Annotated in this window: 17 protein-coding genes; 11 read left to right on the forward strand and 6 right to left on the reverse strand. The window is 37.3% G+C overall.

Going from position 1 to position 18,285, the window contains the following annotated elements; genetic code table 11:
• Positions 1 to 162: 162 nt before the first annotated feature.
• On the reverse strand, positions 163 to 960 hold the full coding sequence (locus tag FFO06_RS04180; protein ID WP_137906894.1) for a sulfite exporter TauE/SafE family protein: 798 nt from the start codon (positions 958 to 960) through the stop codon (positions 163 to 165).
• Between the two features lie 386 nt (positions 961 to 1,346).
• On the opposite strand from FFO06_RS04180, the gene FFO06_RS04185 reads away from it, so the two are divergent.
• The 4 genes from FFO06_RS04185 to FFO06_RS04200 all read left to right on the forward strand — a co-directional run bounded on the left by FFO06_RS04185 (position 1,347) and on the right by FFO06_RS04200 (position 4,993).
• Entirely contained in the window at positions 1,347 to 2,183 is an 837-nt protein-coding gene (locus tag FFO06_RS04185) for a sulfite exporter TauE/SafE family protein (RefSeq protein ID WP_137906895.1), read from the forward strand.
• A 2-nt stretch (positions 2,184 to 2,185) separates the two neighbouring features.
• Positions 2,186 to 2,740 (forward strand): DUF1634 domain-containing protein, encoded by a 555-nt coding sequence (locus FFO06_RS04190; RefSeq protein WP_137906896.1) that lies wholly within the window; start codon positions 2,186 to 2,188, stop codon positions 2,738 to 2,740.
• 257 nt (positions 2,741 to 2,997) lie between these two features.
• A complete protein-coding gene (locus tag FFO06_RS04195) occupies positions 2,998 to 4,119 on the forward strand; it encodes a ferrochelatase (RefSeq protein WP_137906897.1) in 1,122 nt (373 codons plus the stop codon).
• A 505-nt stretch (positions 4,120 to 4,624) separates the two neighbouring features.
• Positions 4,625 to 4,993, forward strand: a complete 369-nt coding sequence (locus FFO06_RS04200) for a hypothetical protein (protein ID WP_137906898.1) — start codon at positions 4,625 to 4,627, stop codon at positions 4,991 to 4,993.
• Between the two features lie 4 nt (positions 4,994 to 4,997).
• Here FFO06_RS04200 and cobT read toward each other — a convergent pair whose 3' ends face one another.
• A complete protein-coding gene (gene cobT, locus FFO06_RS04205; RefSeq protein WP_137906899.1) occupies positions 4,998 to 6,113 on the reverse strand; it encodes a nicotinate mononucleotide-dependent phosphoribosyltransferase CobT in 1,116 nt (371 codons plus the stop codon).
• Positions 6,106 to 6,816: a DUF2232 domain-containing protein gene (locus FFO06_RS04210; protein WP_137906900.1), complete on the reverse strand. Its 711-nt coding sequence runs from the start codon at positions 6,814 to 6,816 to the stop codon at positions 6,106 to 6,108. Before FFO06_RS04210 ends, cobT begins: the two co-directional genes overlap by 8 nt.
• Positions 6,817 to 7,150: 334 nt before the next feature.
• On the opposite strand from FFO06_RS04210, the gene FFO06_RS04215 reads away from it, so the two are divergent.
• Positions 7,151 to 10,783 carry a hypothetical protein gene (locus FFO06_RS04215; RefSeq protein ID WP_137906901.1) on the forward strand — a complete coding sequence of 1,211 codons (3,633 nt, stop codon included), beginning with the start codon at positions 7,151 to 7,153 and terminating at the stop codon, positions 10,781 to 10,783.
• A 190-nt stretch (positions 10,784 to 10,973) separates the two neighbouring features.
• Positions 10,974 to 11,747, forward strand: coding sequence for a Tic22 family protein (locus FFO06_RS04225; protein WP_137906903.1), 774 nt, complete (start codon positions 10,974 to 10,976; stop codon positions 11,745 to 11,747).
• Between the two features lie 17 nt (positions 11,748 to 11,764).
• Here FFO06_RS04225 and FFO06_RS04230 read toward each other — a convergent pair whose 3' ends face one another.
• Complete coding sequence (locus tag FFO06_RS04230; RefSeq protein WP_137906904.1) at positions 11,765 to 11,947, reverse strand: hypothetical protein; 183 nt, start codon at positions 11,945 to 11,947, stop codon at positions 11,765 to 11,767.
• A gap of 42 nt (positions 11,948 to 11,989) precedes the next feature.
• On the opposite strand from FFO06_RS04230, the gene prmC reads away from it, so the two are divergent.
• Complete coding sequence (gene prmC / locus FFO06_RS04235) at positions 11,990 to 12,889, forward strand: peptide chain release factor N(5)-glutamine methyltransferase (RefSeq protein WP_137906905.1); 900 nt, start codon at positions 11,990 to 11,992, stop codon at positions 12,887 to 12,889.
• A gap of 83 nt (positions 12,890 to 12,972) precedes the next feature.
• Here prmC and FFO06_RS04240 read toward each other — a convergent pair whose 3' ends face one another.
• Positions 12,973 to 13,476: a hypothetical protein gene (locus tag FFO06_RS04240; protein ID WP_137906906.1), complete on the reverse strand. Its 504-nt coding sequence runs from the start codon at positions 13,474 to 13,476 to the stop codon at positions 12,973 to 12,975.
• A gap of 134 nt (positions 13,477 to 13,610) precedes the next feature.
• On the opposite strand from FFO06_RS04240, the gene FFO06_RS04245 reads away from it, so the two are divergent.
• Positions 13,611 to 14,198: an L-threonylcarbamoyladenylate synthase gene (locus FFO06_RS04245; RefSeq protein WP_137906907.1), complete on the forward strand. Its 588-nt coding sequence runs from the start codon at positions 13,611 to 13,613 to the stop codon at positions 14,196 to 14,198.
• The gene (locus FFO06_RS04250; protein ID WP_306420173.1) at positions 14,182 to 15,075 is read left to right on the forward strand and encodes a sensor histidine kinase; all 894 of its coding nucleotides are present in this window, start codon (positions 14,182 to 14,184) and stop codon (positions 15,073 to 15,075) included. Before FFO06_RS04245 ends, FFO06_RS04250 begins: the two co-directional genes overlap by 17 nt.
• A 149-nt stretch (positions 15,076 to 15,224) precedes the next feature.
• On the opposite strand, the gene FFO06_RS04255 is transcribed toward FFO06_RS04250, so the two are convergent.
• Positions 15,225 to 16,013 (reverse strand): DUF1868 domain-containing protein, encoded by a 789-nt coding sequence (locus FFO06_RS04255; protein ID WP_190396662.1) that lies wholly within the window; start codon positions 16,011 to 16,013, stop codon positions 15,225 to 15,227.
• 82 nt (positions 16,014 to 16,095) lie between these two features.
• Between FFO06_RS04255 and holA the strand changes: the two genes are divergently transcribed.
• Both holA and FFO06_RS04265 read left to right on the forward strand, forming a co-directional pair.
• Complete coding sequence (gene holA / locus FFO06_RS04260; RefSeq protein ID WP_137906908.1) at positions 16,096 to 17,082, forward strand: DNA polymerase III subunit delta; 987 nt, start codon at positions 16,096 to 16,098, stop codon at positions 17,080 to 17,082.
• A gap of 229 nt (positions 17,083 to 17,311) precedes the next feature.
• Positions 17,312 to 17,794 (forward strand): DUF4168 domain-containing protein, encoded by a 483-nt coding sequence (locus tag FFO06_RS04265; protein ID WP_137906909.1) that lies wholly within the window; start codon positions 17,312 to 17,314, stop codon positions 17,792 to 17,794.
• Positions 17,795 to 18,285 lie beyond the last annotated feature (491 nt).

An 18,285-nucleotide genomic window follows, 5' to 3' on the forward strand; every position in this document is an offset into this window, starting at 1 on the left:
GTATACTTTATGCGGGCAAGATGCCCGCACCACAAGAGTTTTATCATTGGTAAGGTGCGTCAGATATCAAGAATCTGTTTATTTGCAGGATTTATGCAGTAGCAAAGCACCCTACAACTTGTACTTTAAAGACAAATTAAAATGTAGAGAGACGAGGAGTAATTATGTTTGTGCAACTAATTTCCAACTTACCATCATTAAAATTCCATAAATAGTAAATCTTAGTGGACTCAGAGGGATAATCTCACAAAGTTTCGCACCGATAATCACTCCGGGAACAGAACCTATCCAAATTGGGATTACTAAATTTAAATCAACAGTTCCCAATGTCAGATGTCCCAAAGATGTAAATATTAATAAAATTGCTGCTTGAGTAATATCTGTACCCACTAATTTACGGGCTTCTAACCGGAAAAATGTCATCAAAACCAGCGCAAAAATAGAACCTGATGAAACGCTGGTCATACCCACACAGAAACCTAAAATTCCACCAATAATTACGGTAATCAAACGTCCTTTATTGGTGTTTACATTTAATTGTGGCAGTTCGGGTAAATTGATTTTGGGAAAAAAAGTCACTAAAAACATTTGTATTAATGCTGTCAATGTGACTATAACAATCATTACTCCTAATAACCGTAGCAACAGCCTATCTATGTGATGTTCTCCAGTCTTTCTCAGTTGGTATAAAACTGCTACACCCAGCAATGAACCAGAAACGCTACCCATTGCCAGCCATTTAACTAAATCTACATCAATGGTTTTTTGTTGCCAGTGTTTCCAACTCCCTACTACTTTCATTAATGTAGCAGCTACAACATCAGAACTGATAGCAATAGAAGGCGGTACGTGAAAGAAAAAAATCAACATAGGAGTGATCAAAGACGCTCCACCTATTCCTGTTATACCAACAATCATGCCAATAAAAAAGCTAAAAATGGGTAATAATAAGTAGTCCATATTCCTATTTAATAGTGTGTTTTAGTTGTGACGTGAAAATATTCAAGGATCACTTTTTCTATTTGGTGAACATCCATGGTGTGATTTTTCAAATTTGCATAAAATACTAAAACCAGATTGATTTACCGTAGTTTAACATTAAACTTATCAAAAGTCTAGTGTCAGTCTCTATAAATTAATCCATATTTTTATGATGATATTGCATAGTAGAGATGATCATAGAAACTACAGTTATGTGGGATTGTATTCTTCATAAAACTAAATAAATAGTCAATTGAAAAAATATGATATTCTCAATTTTGTAGCCTAATAAAAAGACGAAATTTATAGCTGTCTTATGGGTATACCAGTCTTGAGAAAATAGATTGAAAAAAGAGGGCCTAAAATTGAGCATACTAGCATTTTCTTTACTAGTTTGGCTGGGTTCATTTAGCGCCGGCCTAGTAGGTGCATTAACGGGTTTAGGTGGTGGAGTTGTCATAGTTCCATTATTAACTTCCGTCTTTGGTGTTGATATTCGCTATGCGGTTGGTGCATCATTAGTATCAGTAATTGCCACATCCTTAGGTTCAGCTTCTACATACATTAAAAAAGGCTACGCCAATTTACGCTTAGGAATGTTCCTGGAAGTAGCCACCACTATTGGCGCACTTATTGGTGCTTTACTGACAGTCCACGTACCAGTAAAAATACTATGCTTAATTTTAGCAATTGTGCTAATTTATTCAGCATATCTGTCTCAACGACCCAGACCAGAACAAACAGAAATTATTGCACCAGATCCTTTAGCAGAATATCTGCAACTTAATGGTACTTACCCCAGTCATGACCGTGTAATACCCTATCAGGTCTATGCTTTACCTGCTGGGTTCAGTATTATGTTAGTAGCAGGAATGCTTTCCGGTTTATTGGGAATTGGTTCGGGAGCATTCAAAGTATTGGCTATGGACCAAGCCATGGGTCTACCTTTTAAAGTTTCCACCACCACAAGCAATTTTATGATTGGTGTCACAGCTGCAGCTTCTTCTGGTGTTTATTTAACCCATGGATATATAGATCCGGGTTTATCCATGCCAGTCATGTTAGGAGTATTACCAGGTGCTTTTTTGGGTGCGAGAATCTTAATGGGTGCTAAAACCCAGATTTTGAGAATTATTTTCAGCTTTGTGTTGGTATTAATGGCATTAAAAATGGTCTACAACAGTCTCATAGGGAGTGTGTGATTATGTATAAATTAAATTCTGGTTTTCGGTGGACTTCCTCAGCACAAATGGAAACAGAATTTGGAAACCTCGCTTTTAAACCGGAGGAAGAAGATTCTGATCTTCAACATTTAAAAGAACAATACCTCACTCACACAGTACAAAATTATCATGATCAAATTGTTAGCAATCAAAAACTGACAAAATCAACAACTGAACAAAAGTTAGAATACTTACTCAGCAAATTACTCATGTACGGAGTTTTAATTGCTAGTTATGTAGTATTATCTGGGGGTATTTTATACTTAATTAATCATGGCTCGGATATTGCTGAATATCAAGTATTTATAGGTACAGAATCTCAATTTCACTCACCAACAGGTGTAGTCAATGCCGCTTTTACGGGTAGTTCTCAGGGAATCATTCAACTAGGACTGTTAATACTAATTGCTGTCCCTATCTTGCGTGTAATTATCTCTTTATTAACGTTTCTGTTAGAGGGAGAATTTATTTATGTAATTATTACCTCATTAGTGCTTGCTAGTCTAACTTACAGCATAGTCGGGGCGTATTACTAATATAACTGGCCTTGAACACATCAAAATATCATACAACTAATTTTAGGAGTTTGAAGTACCAGGGTGTAGAATATGAATTGAGGACAAATCTAGCCTTGGTTTGTACCAAAATCAGCAGTTTGATTGTTCAGATGTGTATTTTTGTGTTGATATTTATCCTATCCCCCTGGATAGGATATCATGCTACGAAGTGAGAGAAATAATCTAGGGACTTTCTAGGGTTCTCTCCTTGTTTTGGTTATCTTGAGGAACTCATTGTGGTTGCAACCCCGGAAAAACTGCACGCTACCCATAGCCACGAGCATCTACCCACTAAAGACCGTGTAGCCGTGTTACTCATGGGCTATGGCGAAGTTGAGAGCTACGAAGATTTTGCTAATTATAACGAACAAGCTTTAAATTTACTGACTGCTAAATTCGCTCCTGTTCCTACTTGGATTTATCCCCCTTTAGCCAAGCTTTTGGCATTATTTGATCGTCATGAATGGGGACACACACACCACGATTTTATCTCGCCACACAATGCCATCTTTGAAAGACAAAGAGCAGGTATTGAACACGAATTACAACATAAATGGGGTAATGGTGTTCAAGTTTTCAAAGCCTTTAACTTTTGCGCTCCTTTTTTACCAAATCAAGTTTTAGCCGAAATTAAAAATCAAGGTTTTAGCAAACTGCTGATTTATCCATTATTGGTGGTTGATTCCATTTTTACCAGCGGTATTGCCATTGAACAAGTGAATAATGCCCTGGTAGAATTAGCTGATGGTGATGAACATTGGATCAAAGCTCAAAGATATATTCCTTCCTTCTATAATGAGCCAAAATATATTGATTTAATGGCGCATTTGGTAGAAGAAAAAATTCATACTGATTTGGCTACAGGTTATTTACCTTCGCAAATTGGTATTATCCTGATGAATCATGGTTGTCCCCACAAAGCCAAAGGCTTTACGTCGGGAATTGATGAAAGTCAAGCCATGTACGAGTTAGTTAGAAACAAGTTAATTAACAATTATCCGTTAATTTCTGTAGGCTGGTTGAATCATGATACTCCATTAATTGAATGGACACAACCAAATGCTACCCAAGCTGCTCAAAATTTGATTCAATTGGGTGCAAAGGTAATTCTATTTATGCCTATTGGTTTTGCAACGGAAAATCATGAAACTTTGTTAGATGTTCACCACATTATTCATGATTTGGAAAAACAACATCCAGATGTAGATTATTTACAAATGGCTTGTGTGAATGATCATCCCCAATTTTTAGCTATGGCTGCTGAATGGGCAAATGTACATATTGCCGAGTTAATGGCAACAGAAGGAATGGCTGTTAATTCACATTCAGCTATTACTCATCATCACCATCATCATTAGCAATTAGGGCGGTGAGAAATCGCATCTACACAAACAAAACCCACTTAGGTGGGTTGAAAATATTGAATTTTTTATTAGTCCACACAGGTGGACTTTTTTTCTACCTCTTCTCGTTGCGTAAGTTCTGTTATTGCATCATTATGTATGGTTAATACCACACCGCGCTATTTTCAAGTTAAACAAGTTAAACTTGTAGCAACACAATTTATAGCTAAGGCTGCATTCAATGTTTGTTAATGCGATCGCTTATTTCTCACAAGAGAGATTGAATATATTTATCTTCAAAATTTACCTATCTTAATTGATTCTTTGACTGCTCAATTTTATGCTAGGCTGTTAATTACCACTAGATTAACTTATCAATATTATTGATTTATCTCTATAGTTACTAAAAATCATTCCCATCAGCCAAAAAGTCATGAAAAGTTAAATGATCCATAAGTATAGCTAAAATCGTCAGTAAAGTGAATAACATAGATCAAATATTTTTCGATGTAGGTCTTAAATGGAATCACTAGAAAAACAAATTCTCACCTTAACCCAGAAAGTTAATGCCATCTATGAAATAATTGCCAGGCTGGATATGCGGCTATCCCAAGCCTTGTCAGATTCGTCTTTGGAGAAATTACCAGCCATAGAACATTATCTAGAAAAGAAACAGCCTCAAGGGTATAAGTCCAAAGAATTGGAGCATAAATTGGAGCATAAAGATGTTTTAACAGATTCTATGATCTATCCAGACATAAATTATCAAGCCAGAGATAGACAAATAACCCCAGAAATTCAAATTCAACGGTTAACAACCCAGTTAACCGCAGCCTATCACCGCATTGCAGCCCTAGAAGAACAGTTACTTAGACAGAGGATTTCTTAGTTTCTTACTTAGTTTCTTGGTTGCTGCTAAGTTTTTCCATTTCCGCTTCTATAGCCGCTAACAGTTGATTTTGCTGCCAATTTTGACTTAAGGAAGCAGCAATACAGGCCGCACCAGCACCAACACCTTCTTTCACAAAACCCCTTTCATAAGCTTGAAGTTGGGGATATCGAGAATTAGCAAAACTCAATTTTGTTGCTAATAAGGGAGGAATGCTGTTTTTACTGAAACTCTGGGCTAGATCAATTGTTGCACCGGTAGGATCTTCCGCTACCCAGCGGGTTGTACCAATGACAATTTCTGCGGGTTTCCAGGATAAAGAGTATGTGTGGGCGATCGCTTGAATTAAAGCATAGACCGCCAACATCTGCGTACCCCCACCCAATAATACCCCACAACTTCGACTAGCAGCGATCGCCATTCCTGCTACTACCACTTGCATTGGATCTCCTACCGCTGCTACAAGTTCTAAAGGATCTACTGAGGAAGATATTTTTACTTTTGCTAATCCAGTCTGTACTAAATCCCATTTTTGCTTATGATTACACACAGCATGACTACTATTAACCTTATCAACCGCATCAATACCCAACCCCGTTAAAATAGCTAAAGCTGTTGTTGTTCCCCCGACGACGCACTCACTTAAAATTAAATAACTATTAGCAGCATCATAACTTAATTGAGAACCCCAGCGTAATCCCTCTGTTAACAATTGTTTAACCGTAGCTATATCCATAGCCGCACCCTGACTTAAACACCTGGCGGCCATACCACCTAAATCTATTAATGGTACTGGTGGAATATGTAACAATCCCGCATTAAACAGGTAAACAGGGATGTGTAAATTAGCCACCACCGCCCGGGAAATCAGCACAGGAGAGGCACCCGAAGTCAAGGGAGGGAGGGGATACTTAGGGTAATATTCAGGGCCGTAATAGAGAAATTCTGCATCAGCGCAAGCCGTATATTGGCGGTCTTCTGGAGTTAAACCAGCCGCAGAAATACCAGGAATTAAACCAGTTTCCGTAAATCCTAAAATACAAGCAAATATTGGTAATTTACCTCGATAGCGATGAAGCCATGCTTCCCCAAGAGATACCTGTGTGTATATATTAATCATAATCCATTAAGACCTGTATCCAACGTGGTGGCCGGGGAATAGAATTACCAATAGCGTCCAAAAGTAACCAGGCGACAAGGTGAACTATAAATAAGTAAATAAAATTATTAATGAGAATTAAAGCGATCGCTCCTAATTGAATTAACAATAAATTGGGCGTTGTCAATAATTCCAAGTGTAAAAAAATCCAATCAATAATTGCCGTTACTTGGTTAATTACATAAACCCACAGGTCTTCACCGGATAACAGGGATAAAAACCACAGTCGGAAAAACACGCCTAAAGTCCCCAGCAAAGTCCCTAAAATGATAGAAACAATCCACGGTACACGACGATGCCAAGTAGCCCCTAATAGCACACCCATAAAGGCAAAAGGCATAACAAATAACAAACTGCGAACAGGTCCCATTAACACAGCTAATAGTAAACCAGAAGTCACTGCGGCCATCCAAGCTGCACGTTTCCCCCAACGTAAATATACTAAAGCGATGGGTATAGGAAAAAGTACCCGCAATACTGGACCTAGAGGAAAGTAAAAATTAATAAACCAAATTAAACTCGCCGTACTGGCTAAAAAAGCCGTTTCTACCATTTTTAACGGACTATCAACATTGAGAGATTGATACTGTAATTGGCTTTGGGTAGGAGATGCAAGAGATGGATCTGCCTCTGGTTCTTCTGGTAGGGAATCAACAATACTCATGGGGAGGTAATTAAATTAAACTATGGTTTTGCCAAAGCTGGTCGGGAATACTTGTATGTACGGCTTTTTACTTATCCAGATTTTAGGGGTAATTGATCAATTGCCTCATGTTAATATAGCGCACAAACCTCCTATAGAATTGGTATTTTACTGTTAGCGTTTCACTAGATTAAATATCACAAAAATTCAGCAATTATGGCATAATTGTCAAGGAATCAGCAGACCCGTACTAGCTTTGACAATGAATGTATAATAAAGGAATTTTCAGCTAACCAACTTCCGTAATTGTCAAGCTTTACACATTAACGTCCAATTTTCACTCAGGTAAATTAACGTGACTTCCCATACTGATGAAATTCAGCAACTAATTGCAGATATTGATCACTTACTGTCCCACAGTGGTAAAGGTCTTTCTAAATTCCTATCTAACCAAAGACAAAGGGAAAAAGAGATTTTACAACGAGTGCATGACTTTTTAGTTCAACTCAGCGAGCATCAAGTACAAGAGGATGAAATCCCAGCCGAAACAACTCAACCATCTCCCACACAACCATTATCATCCCTGTTGACGCAATTTAACCAACAGAGTCATCCCCCTTTCGTCTTTGAGTCTACTTTAAGCGCATCAGAGGCAAGTAAGATTTCAACTGTAGAAATTAAACAAGAACTGACGGTTTTACTTCAGCCCTTACAAGCGGAATTATCAAGGCTCTTAGCAGAAAGAGCCAGTTTGATACAGGAAATTAGACAATTAGAACAAAAGCAATTGCAAAACCCTTCTTTCAGTCAGCAGTTCGCAAACCAAGAGCAGATCATTTCTCAATTCCTAGAAGTCCTCATGGGTCGCTTGGACGCGCATTTAAAATTAAACGCTAGTCCTATAATTAATCCTAATCAACAGAATTTAGAAGCTATTACTGCTGCTATACAACCTATTTTGGAATCAGCAGAACGGGTAGAACAGTTAGCGAATTTAGCACGTAATTTAGATCAACGTTTGCTTTCCTTAGATGGAACTGTAAATATTGTTTTTGAGGCTTTAGAACACAATATTAACACCTATTATCATTCCCTGTCCCAAGCACTAGCAAAAATGCACGGTCAGGGGATGCAAGGTGAACAGTTAATGGCAAATTTCCTGAATAATTTAACTCAATATTTACAACAGCAATCCCTAATTAGTGAGCCGTTGGTTTCTAGTGTGAACCCGGAAATAGCTGAGTATCCAGGTTGGGAAGAATTAAAAAAATTGCAAGATTTGTCTGGAGAAACTTCCCATGGGAAAATAACACCAGTTACTTTGGAAACAGAGTTATTACAGGAACAACCAAAATCTGTAAAGGAGTTAGAGTTAACAAGTTCTGATCAAGTAGATGATCTTTATGCAAGTTTCTTTAATACTGAAATTTCTTCACCACTAAATTTATCATTTTATCATGATCCTGTTCTCGAAGAAGATGGCAATTTATCCACTGCTTCTGAAGTTGTTAGTGAAGTTGTTAGTAATGATTTATTAACACCTTCTATATCAGCAGAAGCACAAGAAGATTTGCTTTCAATTCCAAGCATTAGGGGTGAATCACAAGATGCTCAGAACTACAATTACCAAACAATAATTTCCCATACTCCTAAAGAGGGTAAAGCAACAATTGAATTAGAAGAAAATAGTGCCGATACAATTACAGTTTTAACTGATTTGTTGATTGATACTAGTAATGAAGAAATCCTCTCGGAATCATCAAAAGATATTTCTGTGGTAATATTATCACCAAGTACAGAATATGAAAATCAGGATTTGGGTTTTGATAACTATTTTTCCGCTGCTTCAGAGCGAGATTTACTATCTTTGTTAGATAATTTTGATCTACCATTAGATTATGTAGATTATGATCAGGAATCTGCAACTAATTTAGATAATGAAATTCCTAGTCAGTTCGTAGATTTAAGTTCAATAACTGTAACAAACATAGAAGATAAAAAAGAAGATTTTTTCCAATCTCCAATTACTAGTCAGCAATCTCCAATCACTGCTATTCAACCTTCAATTACCAATGGTGGAAATAATGATCTTCTACCAGAAGATACTTTAAATTCTACTTGGTATTTAGGAATTGATGTAGGAACCACCGGAATTTCTGCGGCTTTATTAAATCACTCCAAATTAGTAGTTTATCCAATTTATTGGTCAGCAGAAAACCCAAATAGCAATACTGATTTTCAGCAATCATTCCGGTTACCTGCTGAAGTTTATTTACCTACAAATGCAGCTACTAATCAGGAAAAAAGCGGAGAAACAGCCTTTCCCCAATCATCAGTTCCCTATCATCTTTATTCAGCACAATTAAAGCCCTATTTACAAATAGCAGTTCCCTACCAGCAAGCAGGCCAAAAATGGGAACCAATGTTACAATTAAATGAATTTTCCGCAGGTCCATTGATTTGGATCATTAGATCCCTCTCGAAACTACTCTTAACTTTGAGGTCTAGTCAAACTAGCACCACACCCGCTTTAATTGCTAATGCTGTGGGTATGAATACACAAACTTTCTCTAAAGTGATTAAAAATATCAGCGGTGTAATTTGTACCTGTCCTGCTAATTGGAGCGAACAATATCGCTTTAATATTCGGGAAGCCATTCTTACCAGTCAACTTGTCTCCCATCCCCAACAAATCTTTTTTGTCGAGGAAGCGATCGCCACTCTACTACCAGAATTAGATAGTGTCAATGGCCAATCTATCCAAATTAGCGAAAATCAGGGTTTACAACCCTTAAAAATTAGTGATTATCCCGTGATGGGTAACACTTTAGCCATCAACATTGGCGCAATATCTACAGAAATGGCGCTGGTAGATATACCTGCAAATTTGGGAGAATTAACACACAAAGATTTCATGCTTCACAGTTTTGCCTATTCCGGGAAGGGCATCGAACAAGATATTATCTGTCAGTTACTACTACCACCAAAATCCCGTCAACCTCGCCAAGCTGGACAAGACCATCATGAATCTGCTAATATTGATCCTTGGCATTGGCAACCGTCAATCCCTGGTTTAGACGAAATGCAATTTTCTAATTTAAGTTTAGAAGCATTGACATTACCTAAAGTGGGAGAACCAGATACACAAACGCGGATTCGTCTCCAGCAGTATCTAGAAAGTTCCGTTCTGGGACAAGCTTTATTAGACGCCGCTTTGGCCTTAAAGTTGATTTTACAGCATCAAGAAACCTTTACCCTAGAATTTGCTGATCAGAGTTGGACATTACAACGCCGAGATTTAGAAAGTCAAGTTTTTGTCCCCTTTGTCCGTCGTCTGAACCGAGAATTGAATAAATTATTAGTAGCCCGTGGTATTCCCACCGAAGCTATTAATCAAGTTATTATTGGCGGTGGTGTAGCGGGTGTGGGTACTATTAACCGTTGGTTGCGGCAAAAACTGCCCAATGCTAAGATTATTCAAGACTTATATCTTGGTGAAAATGGTACTCCCAATTGTAGTCGGGTGGCATTAGGTTTAGTCATGTTACCTTTACATCCCCAAGTTCTAGACATACCTAAGCAACAATACACAGATTATTTCTTATTTTCTGAATTGCTGAAACTATTACCCGAACGTTCTTTATCTTTTGGTGAAGTCTTGCAGTTATTTGAAAATCGTGGTATCAATACCCGTATCTGTCAACAACGATTATTAGCTTTCCTGGAAGGTGAACTACCCCCAGGTTTAATTCCCACTGCTACAGACAACCTTTGGCTGACTGATAACTCCCAACAAAATCCTGACTACAACGCTATAGCTTCTCTGTCTTCCGGTATATCACCTCTATTTGAAAAACAGGGTAATCTTTCCTATCGTCCCAATTCTCAACAAGTCCAGTTATTAGTACGTTATTTAGATAACATAAAATCCAGTACCGTTCAATCCCTGGAAGAACCTTATAGTTATCTTTTGTACAGTCAGGTGTAAAAGATAGGTAATGGGTAATGGGTAATGGGTAATTGGTAATGGGTAATTGGTAATGGGTAATGGGTAATGGGTAATGGGTAATTGGTAATGGGTCTTATAAAACATTACTAAAACTGATTAATGTATATAAATACGACAATAAGTTGTATATTTGTTGACATTAATTAAATTATTAAAGTGAGGAGTAATCATGAAATCATTAGTTCGTTGGGGCGTAACTTTAGGTATTGCGGGGAGTGTGATATTTGCGGGAATATCAGGAATAAATAACTCGCAAGCATTAGCGTTACCACAGGAGCAAGTAGTAAAAGCCTTACAAGAAGTACCAGTATTTACACTGGCTAATCCTCAAGGTGAATTTGTAGTTATTTCCAGAAAAAATCAATCCAAAACTATTTCCCAAATAGGCTTTTTTATTAGTAAGCAAGATGCTCAAAAATTCCTCGAAGGTAAGCTGAAAAAAGAAAATCCTCAGTTAGCAAGCACTATCCAGGTTAGATCTGTTTCTTTAGCAGGTTACTATAACCTGGTGTTAGAAAATAAAAAGAAAAAAGATTCCGGGGTAATTTTTACCTTAGTACCCACAAAACAACAAGTTGACTCAGCTAAAAGTATTTTGAATTCCAGTGGGAAACCTGTTCAGCAATTTAATGGTATTCCTTTATTTGTGCCGAAATTTAAGCAGGGAAACAACTATTTGACAATTCCCGTTTCCCAAAGTAATGAACGTTACATTCCCTTCTATTTCGATAAAGAACAAGCAGTGGCGCTTTTAGAAGCCTTCAAAAAAGCTAAACCACAGGAAGCAGCAAATACAGAAATTCAAGTAGTAGATTTAGATGGAGTGATTAAAATACTGACTGAAAGCAAAGATCCCAACACTAGTAAAATTTTCTTGTTTCCCTCACGAGAGTCCATAGAATTTATTCGTTCTCTACCTCCAAACCAACAAAAGAAAAAATAATCCCCAACCCAGAATCACTATAACCGTCTTTGATAAATTGGAGTATAAAAAACCAAAGATTTGTAATGGTTGACTAATTTACCCCATTGTGTATTAGAAATCATAAGATATGGTTTTTTCCACTGAATACCCACAGAAAACCTCTGATCTCCAACTTTGCGTCTTTGCTCCTTAGCGTCTTGGCGCGAAATATAACTCATACTACCATAAACGCCAAATTACCTTTACCCGCCATAATCAGTATGTTAGAGCTAAATCAAATAGTTTCTGGTTTAGAACTTTGGCAGTGGCGCAATGCCTCTATTCAAGCCGCTACAGCATCGGATATACCTCCAATGGAAGTAGACTGGCTATTACAAACAATTACGAATTTAGACAGATTGGCACTGCGTTTAGAAAATTTCAAGAATTGGGATCAAATCCCCATACAATTGTCTTTAACAGAATTAGAGCAATTGTGGCAAAAGCGATTAAATGATCGTTTACCAGTCCAGTATATAGCAGGTATGACATCTTGGCGCAAGTTTCAACTCACGGTTAACCAAGGAGTCTTAATTCCCAGACCAGAAACAGAAATGTTAATTGATCTAGCGATCACTGCTGGTGATGATAACATGAGAGCAGGACACTGGGCGGATTTGGGAACTGGTAGCGGAGCGATCGCTTTTTCCATAGCCGAGGTATTGACAAATGCCACAATTCATGCCGTAGATATTAGTTCCGCAGCCTTAACCGTAGCCCAAACCAATGCTAAAAATTTAGGTTTTGGGGAACGGATTCAATTTTATCACGGTTCTTGGTGGCAACCCTTGGAATTTCTCAAAGGTCAATTTAGTTGTATGATATCAAACCCGCCATATATTCCCAGTGATACTGTCCTCACTTTACAACCGGAAGTAGTTAAACACGAGCCACATTTAGCTTTAGACGGTGGTGCAGATGGTTTAGACCATATTCGTCATTTAATCACAGTTTCCCCCGATTATTTGCGTCCTGGTGGCGTTTGGTTGGTGGAAATGATGGCGGGACAGGCAGAAACCGTGGCAGAATTGTTAGAAAATCATGGTAGTTATAGCAATATTTCCATTCATGCTGATTTAGCTGGAATTGAGCGTTTTGCTGTAGCTCGTAAAAATCTCTAAATCATGGATTAGAAGCTTAATGGGTTTTAGGATGTTATTCGACGATTAAAATTGCTGGTATGTATATTGAGAGTGAGAACAGCTTAACGGCTAACTTCAACTGGTTCTGACTCGATTATATTAGTTTCTTCTGCTATTTTATAGGTAACAATCGCTTTAACTTTATCACTACCTATATAACCGCTTTTATTAGTCAACTGCAAAACCACCTCAGAATTTTCTAAGGGTTTTAACTGGATTTCCTGGGGTGACTGCTGAAAACTTTGTAACTCTTCATTTGATAAATTACGAATTTCTACCTTAGTAACCCTAACAGTTACAGGAGTTAATTGGGGATTTTCTAAACGTAAAAAGACCGAAGCAAAGCCAATATTCCGTTGAGGGTCAATAGGAACACCCAAAGGTGGTAAATTTTCTTCCCTAGCGATAAGAATTACTTTTTTTACTAAAGACTTATTACTATTCATTGTTGGTGCGGGTAAAGAATCAGACTGATAATTAGCATAAGTAGAGAGGAAACCACAAGCAGTTATTGTCTCCACTAAACCCAATAAAATCAGAAACCTGAGCAAAAATTGAATTTTCATTGCTTGCAAAAAAGCTGTGTTAAAAATCAGTCTTACTGAATTAGACTAGAAAAAGGAAAAATTAAAATCTTAAACTTTGCGACTTTGCGACTTTGCGCGAAACACAATTCATACTTTCACTTACAAATATAAATATGACAGAAGTTTCCCTAGAAATCCTGATCAAAGCTGCTAAAGCTGGAAAATTAATCAGTTTCCCCACAGATACAGTCCCCGCATTAGCGACCATACCACAACAAGCAGAATTAATTTATACTGCTAAAAAGCGCAGTTTGGATAAACCATTGATTTTGATGGCGGCCATTGCTGAAGATTTGTGGGATTATGTTCAAGGTAGTCAGATAGAATACCAAATTTGGCAAAAAGTTGTCAATAAATATTGGCCAGGTGCGTTAACTTTAGTTTTACCAGCTAGTGACAAAATTCCCCAAGTGATGAATACTGCTGATTTAACTACCATTGGTATTAGAGTCCCAAATAATAAAGTTGCTCAAATTATTTTGACGGAAACAGGTCCAATGGCTACAACTAGTGCTAATTTATCAGGTCAACCTGCTTTGGAAAAAAAAGCGGAAATAGAATCTCAATTTCCAGAGATTCTGACTTTAGAATCAATAGGATACCAAGGTTTAGGAATCCCTTCCACCGTTGCTAAATGGACAGGGAAAAATTGGCAGATTTTACGACAAGGTAGTATTAAATTAGATGATGATGAATTTTAGTAATTGGTTATATTTAGGAATAGGTATAGGTATAGGTTTATGTTTTTATAAGTTACTTTTAGAATCTTCTGAATCTTCGCCCATTAGTGCTTTAAATGCTTCACAACATCGAGAAACGGAACTTTTGCAAGAATTGAAGCAAACCCAATTAGCATACTATAAAGCCCAGGAAATGAGTCAGTTTAAAGCAGGGTTTTTAGCCAGAATTAGTCATGAATTGCGATCGCCATTGAGTAGTATAATGGGATTACATCAATTAATTTTAGCAGATTTGTGTGAAAATCCCGAAGAAGAGCGGGAATTTATTGGCCAAGCTTATGAAAAATCTCTCAAGTTACTAAAACTACTTGATGAAATTCTGAATATTTCCAAAATAGAATCTGGGAGAAATAAATTAGATATTCACAGTTTTCAATTAGCTGAATTTTTAGAAGAAGTTTATAAATTAACTTATTTATTAGCAGCCAATTGTAATTATCCTTTTACTTTATCACCACCAGATCCAGAAATTTACATTTTCGCAGATTCCCGCTGGCTTAAACAAGTATTAATCAATTTAATAGAGAGTACAATTGAGCATAAGGAAGCAGGTAATATTAATCTTTCTAGTCATTTGTCGTCCACAGGTAATTGTGTTAATATTTGCTTAGATATACCAAGTGATGCTGTAATTATCAGTGAATCTATGGATTTAATGGAAGTGGAAAATCCGATATTTGAAACAAATATAGTTCTGTCACCAGGAATGAAACTTTTACTCAATCAAACCTTAATAGATTTAATGGGAGGAAAGTTAGAAATTTTACCTTTAACGACCAAAAATAAAGCCACAGGACAGTTAACTAGGCTGCAAATATCCATACCTTTAACGAATTAGCTGGTGTTTGTTTTTATACTTAATTTTATCTGACCCCGTATCGGCGTAATCTATTTGTGTAGGAGCAAATTACGTTGGCTTTTTATTTTATCCTAGTCCGCAGCAGCGGACTATGGTTTTATAGTAGCGAATATAATTCGCCCCTAGCTTTAAAAATATAAACTCGGCCAGTCTGGTTGACGATAATAGTGGGTCATATCGTCAAATTTTCGCAATTCCACCTTATTAAGGAGGAAATCTGGGATATTTAATGACAACGACTGATTAAAATCAGAAAATGTATCACTGAGTCTTACCCGGTCTAATTCCGGTGAAATTTCACCAAAATACCCTAAGGTGATATGGGCAGTAAAATGATAATGTTGCTCAATACCTAAGCCCATTAATTTGCGATTTTGATAAATTATCCGCCGAAATTGAATAATTTCCTCATAAGAACGTTTATCCTTGGGTACTAAACACACACCTATAGCTCTAGGCATAACAATTAATCCTAACATTTGCCAAGAGATGGGATTAGATCCATTTGTCATCAACTGTTGATATTGTTGAAACCTCTCAAATAACTGAGAATTTAACTCTTCAGCAAATTGGGGATTTTTTTGACAAGCATGATCAAAAGCGCTGTCCCAAATCAAATCCGCCACTGTCAGATGAAAACTAGCAGCAGGAACGGGTACAATCAAATCACCACTAATGGGTAGGTCTAGTAGTTGCTGTTGATAAGCTTGTATTTGGCTGTAGAAAGCAGCGTTATTTGCATCTTCCTCTGCAGGTGGGGTAATTAGGGTATAACCGGGAAAAGGAGCAGCTTCCCTGACCCCACCATGAACCCTAAATTTAGAAGATTCCTGAATATGCTGAACTTGGGTTTTGTAGGCTTCTGGTAGCGTCATGCGTGCTACCCGGTTTAAATAGGTTTGGTAGTTGTCGTCCAATCTTGATCACCTTGCGCTCTTTTGATAGATTGTAGGGAAAATTACTCGATTTGACTAAATTGATTTGAAATTTTGAATTGCTATGCCAATTTATGTTTATTGGGGTGAAGATGATTTTGCTATGGAAAAAGCCATAGTAATTTTGCGCGAGCGCATTCTTGATCCTCTATGGACAAGTTTTAATTATACTTCATTTCCCCCAGAACAAGCAGATTCTATTGTCCAAGCTTTAAATCAAGTGATGACACCTCCATTTGGTGCAGGTGGTCGTTTTGTCTGGCTGATTAACACAAGTATAAGCCAAAACTGTCCAGATCATATCTTAGCAGAATTACAACGGACTGTTAAAGTCATACCCCCAGATTCCACTTTACTATTGACCAGTCGCAATAAACCAGATGAACGCCTTAAAAGTACAAAACTCCTCAAACAATTTGCCACATTTTGTGAATTTCCTCTCATTCCTGCTTGGAAAACAGAATTATTAGTTCAATCAGTTCAACAAGCGGCTCAAACCGTGGGAGTAAAATTAAATCCTCTAGTCGTCGAACTATTAGCAGAGTCAGTAGGTAATGATACCCGTCTTCTCTACAATGAACTAGAAAAATTACGTCTTTATACCCAAAGTAGTCGCAAACCTTTAGATGTAAATATAGTATCTGAGTTAGTCAGAAATACTACTCAGAATACCTTACAATTGGCAACAGCCATTAGAACTGGAGATACTCCAAAAGCTTTAGGAATCTTAAATGATCTCAGTAATTCAGCTGAACCTGGGCTACGAATAGTTGCCACACTCATTGGTCAATTTCGCACCTGGTTATTGGTGAAAATGATGATGGAAACCGGTGAACGCAACCCGCAAGCGATCGCTCTAGCTGCGGAAGTTACCAACCCTAAACGTATCTATTTTATACAACAAGAAGTAAAATCTCTCCCATTAAAGCAACTCATCTTGGCCTTACCTGTGCTGTTAGAATTGGAAGTAAGCCTCAAACAAGGTGCATCCGAAACTTCAACACTACAAACCAAAGTTATCGAGATGTGTCAAATATGCCACAGTAACTGATATTCCCATCAACATATATACTCAAAATGGTTAAGAATTTTACTTTTTCTGGAGGAAAAACTAGATTTTAAATCTCTCCCTGTCCACAGAGGTTTACTAGGGGGGTTAAATTTTGAGTCATTTGCAGTATTTATTCCATCTTGACCGGAACTTCTGGTTCAGAAAATAATTCAAACCCATTATCATATTCTTGATTTTCTTTCTGTGTCACTTAGTCATCTACTATATTATGATCGAAATTTACAGTCTTCATTTAACCAATCGGTTACACCAAATTCTCTCTCAACCTTTGATTTTGGCAAGTATTACCACTGTAAGTCTGATTTCTGGTACTTTTGGCTTCAATTCCCAAGCAGTCGCTCAAACTTTCAATGTCAACGATACAGAATTAACTAACTATGTAAAAGCTGTATTAGAAATGGAGCCAGTCCGTCAGCAAGCCTTTGAAGAAATCAAAAAAATCATTGGTAGCAAAGACATTCCCCAAGTAATCTGTAATGATCCTACAAGCGTCAATGCACTACCCGGTAAAGCAAAAGATATTGCTGTCAATTACTGCAACCAGTCTCAACAAATAGTGAAAAAGTTTATCCCCGTTGAAAGATTCAATGAAATCACTTTAGAAAAACAAAAAAACACCACCCTACAAAAACAACTTTATAAAGCCTCACTAAATTTACAAAAAACTTCTCCCTCCAAGCCCTCCAAATAAATAATTAACCTCAACTGCTAGGACAGAGTAGCGAAAATTAATGAGCATCAGCGAATATCATAAGCACTGCGTTTAATCCCTTTGCATATGAGTAATTACTTCGCTGAACTGTATTCATTACAAACCACTGCTGGGGTTTTTCATATTCCATAGACAACATCATTGCTTGGACTACCTCAACACAACCTGAATCCCTTATCCCACAAGCATTCAGAAATTAAATTCACCCGATTAAAAAAAAGTTTTGAAAAACCCTTGACAATAACCGGCAGGATTGATATATTGAATAAGTGCCGGGGAGAGAAACAACTCACGGCAACTGAACCGAGAAAAAATAATACTTTGAAAGAATAGATTAAACCAGTCCTCGTCATTAAGATAATTATAGAGGATTCTGAAACTTGAGATAAGTTTTAGAGCGAAAACAAACTCAAACAAAATGGAGAGTTTGATCCTGGCTCAGGATGAACGCTGGCGGTATGCTTAACACA

The organism is Dolichospermum planctonicum (assembly GCF_005402965.1).
GTDB lineage: Bacteria > Cyanobacteriota > Cyanobacteriia > Cyanobacteriales > Nostocaceae > Dolichospermum > Dolichospermum planctonicum.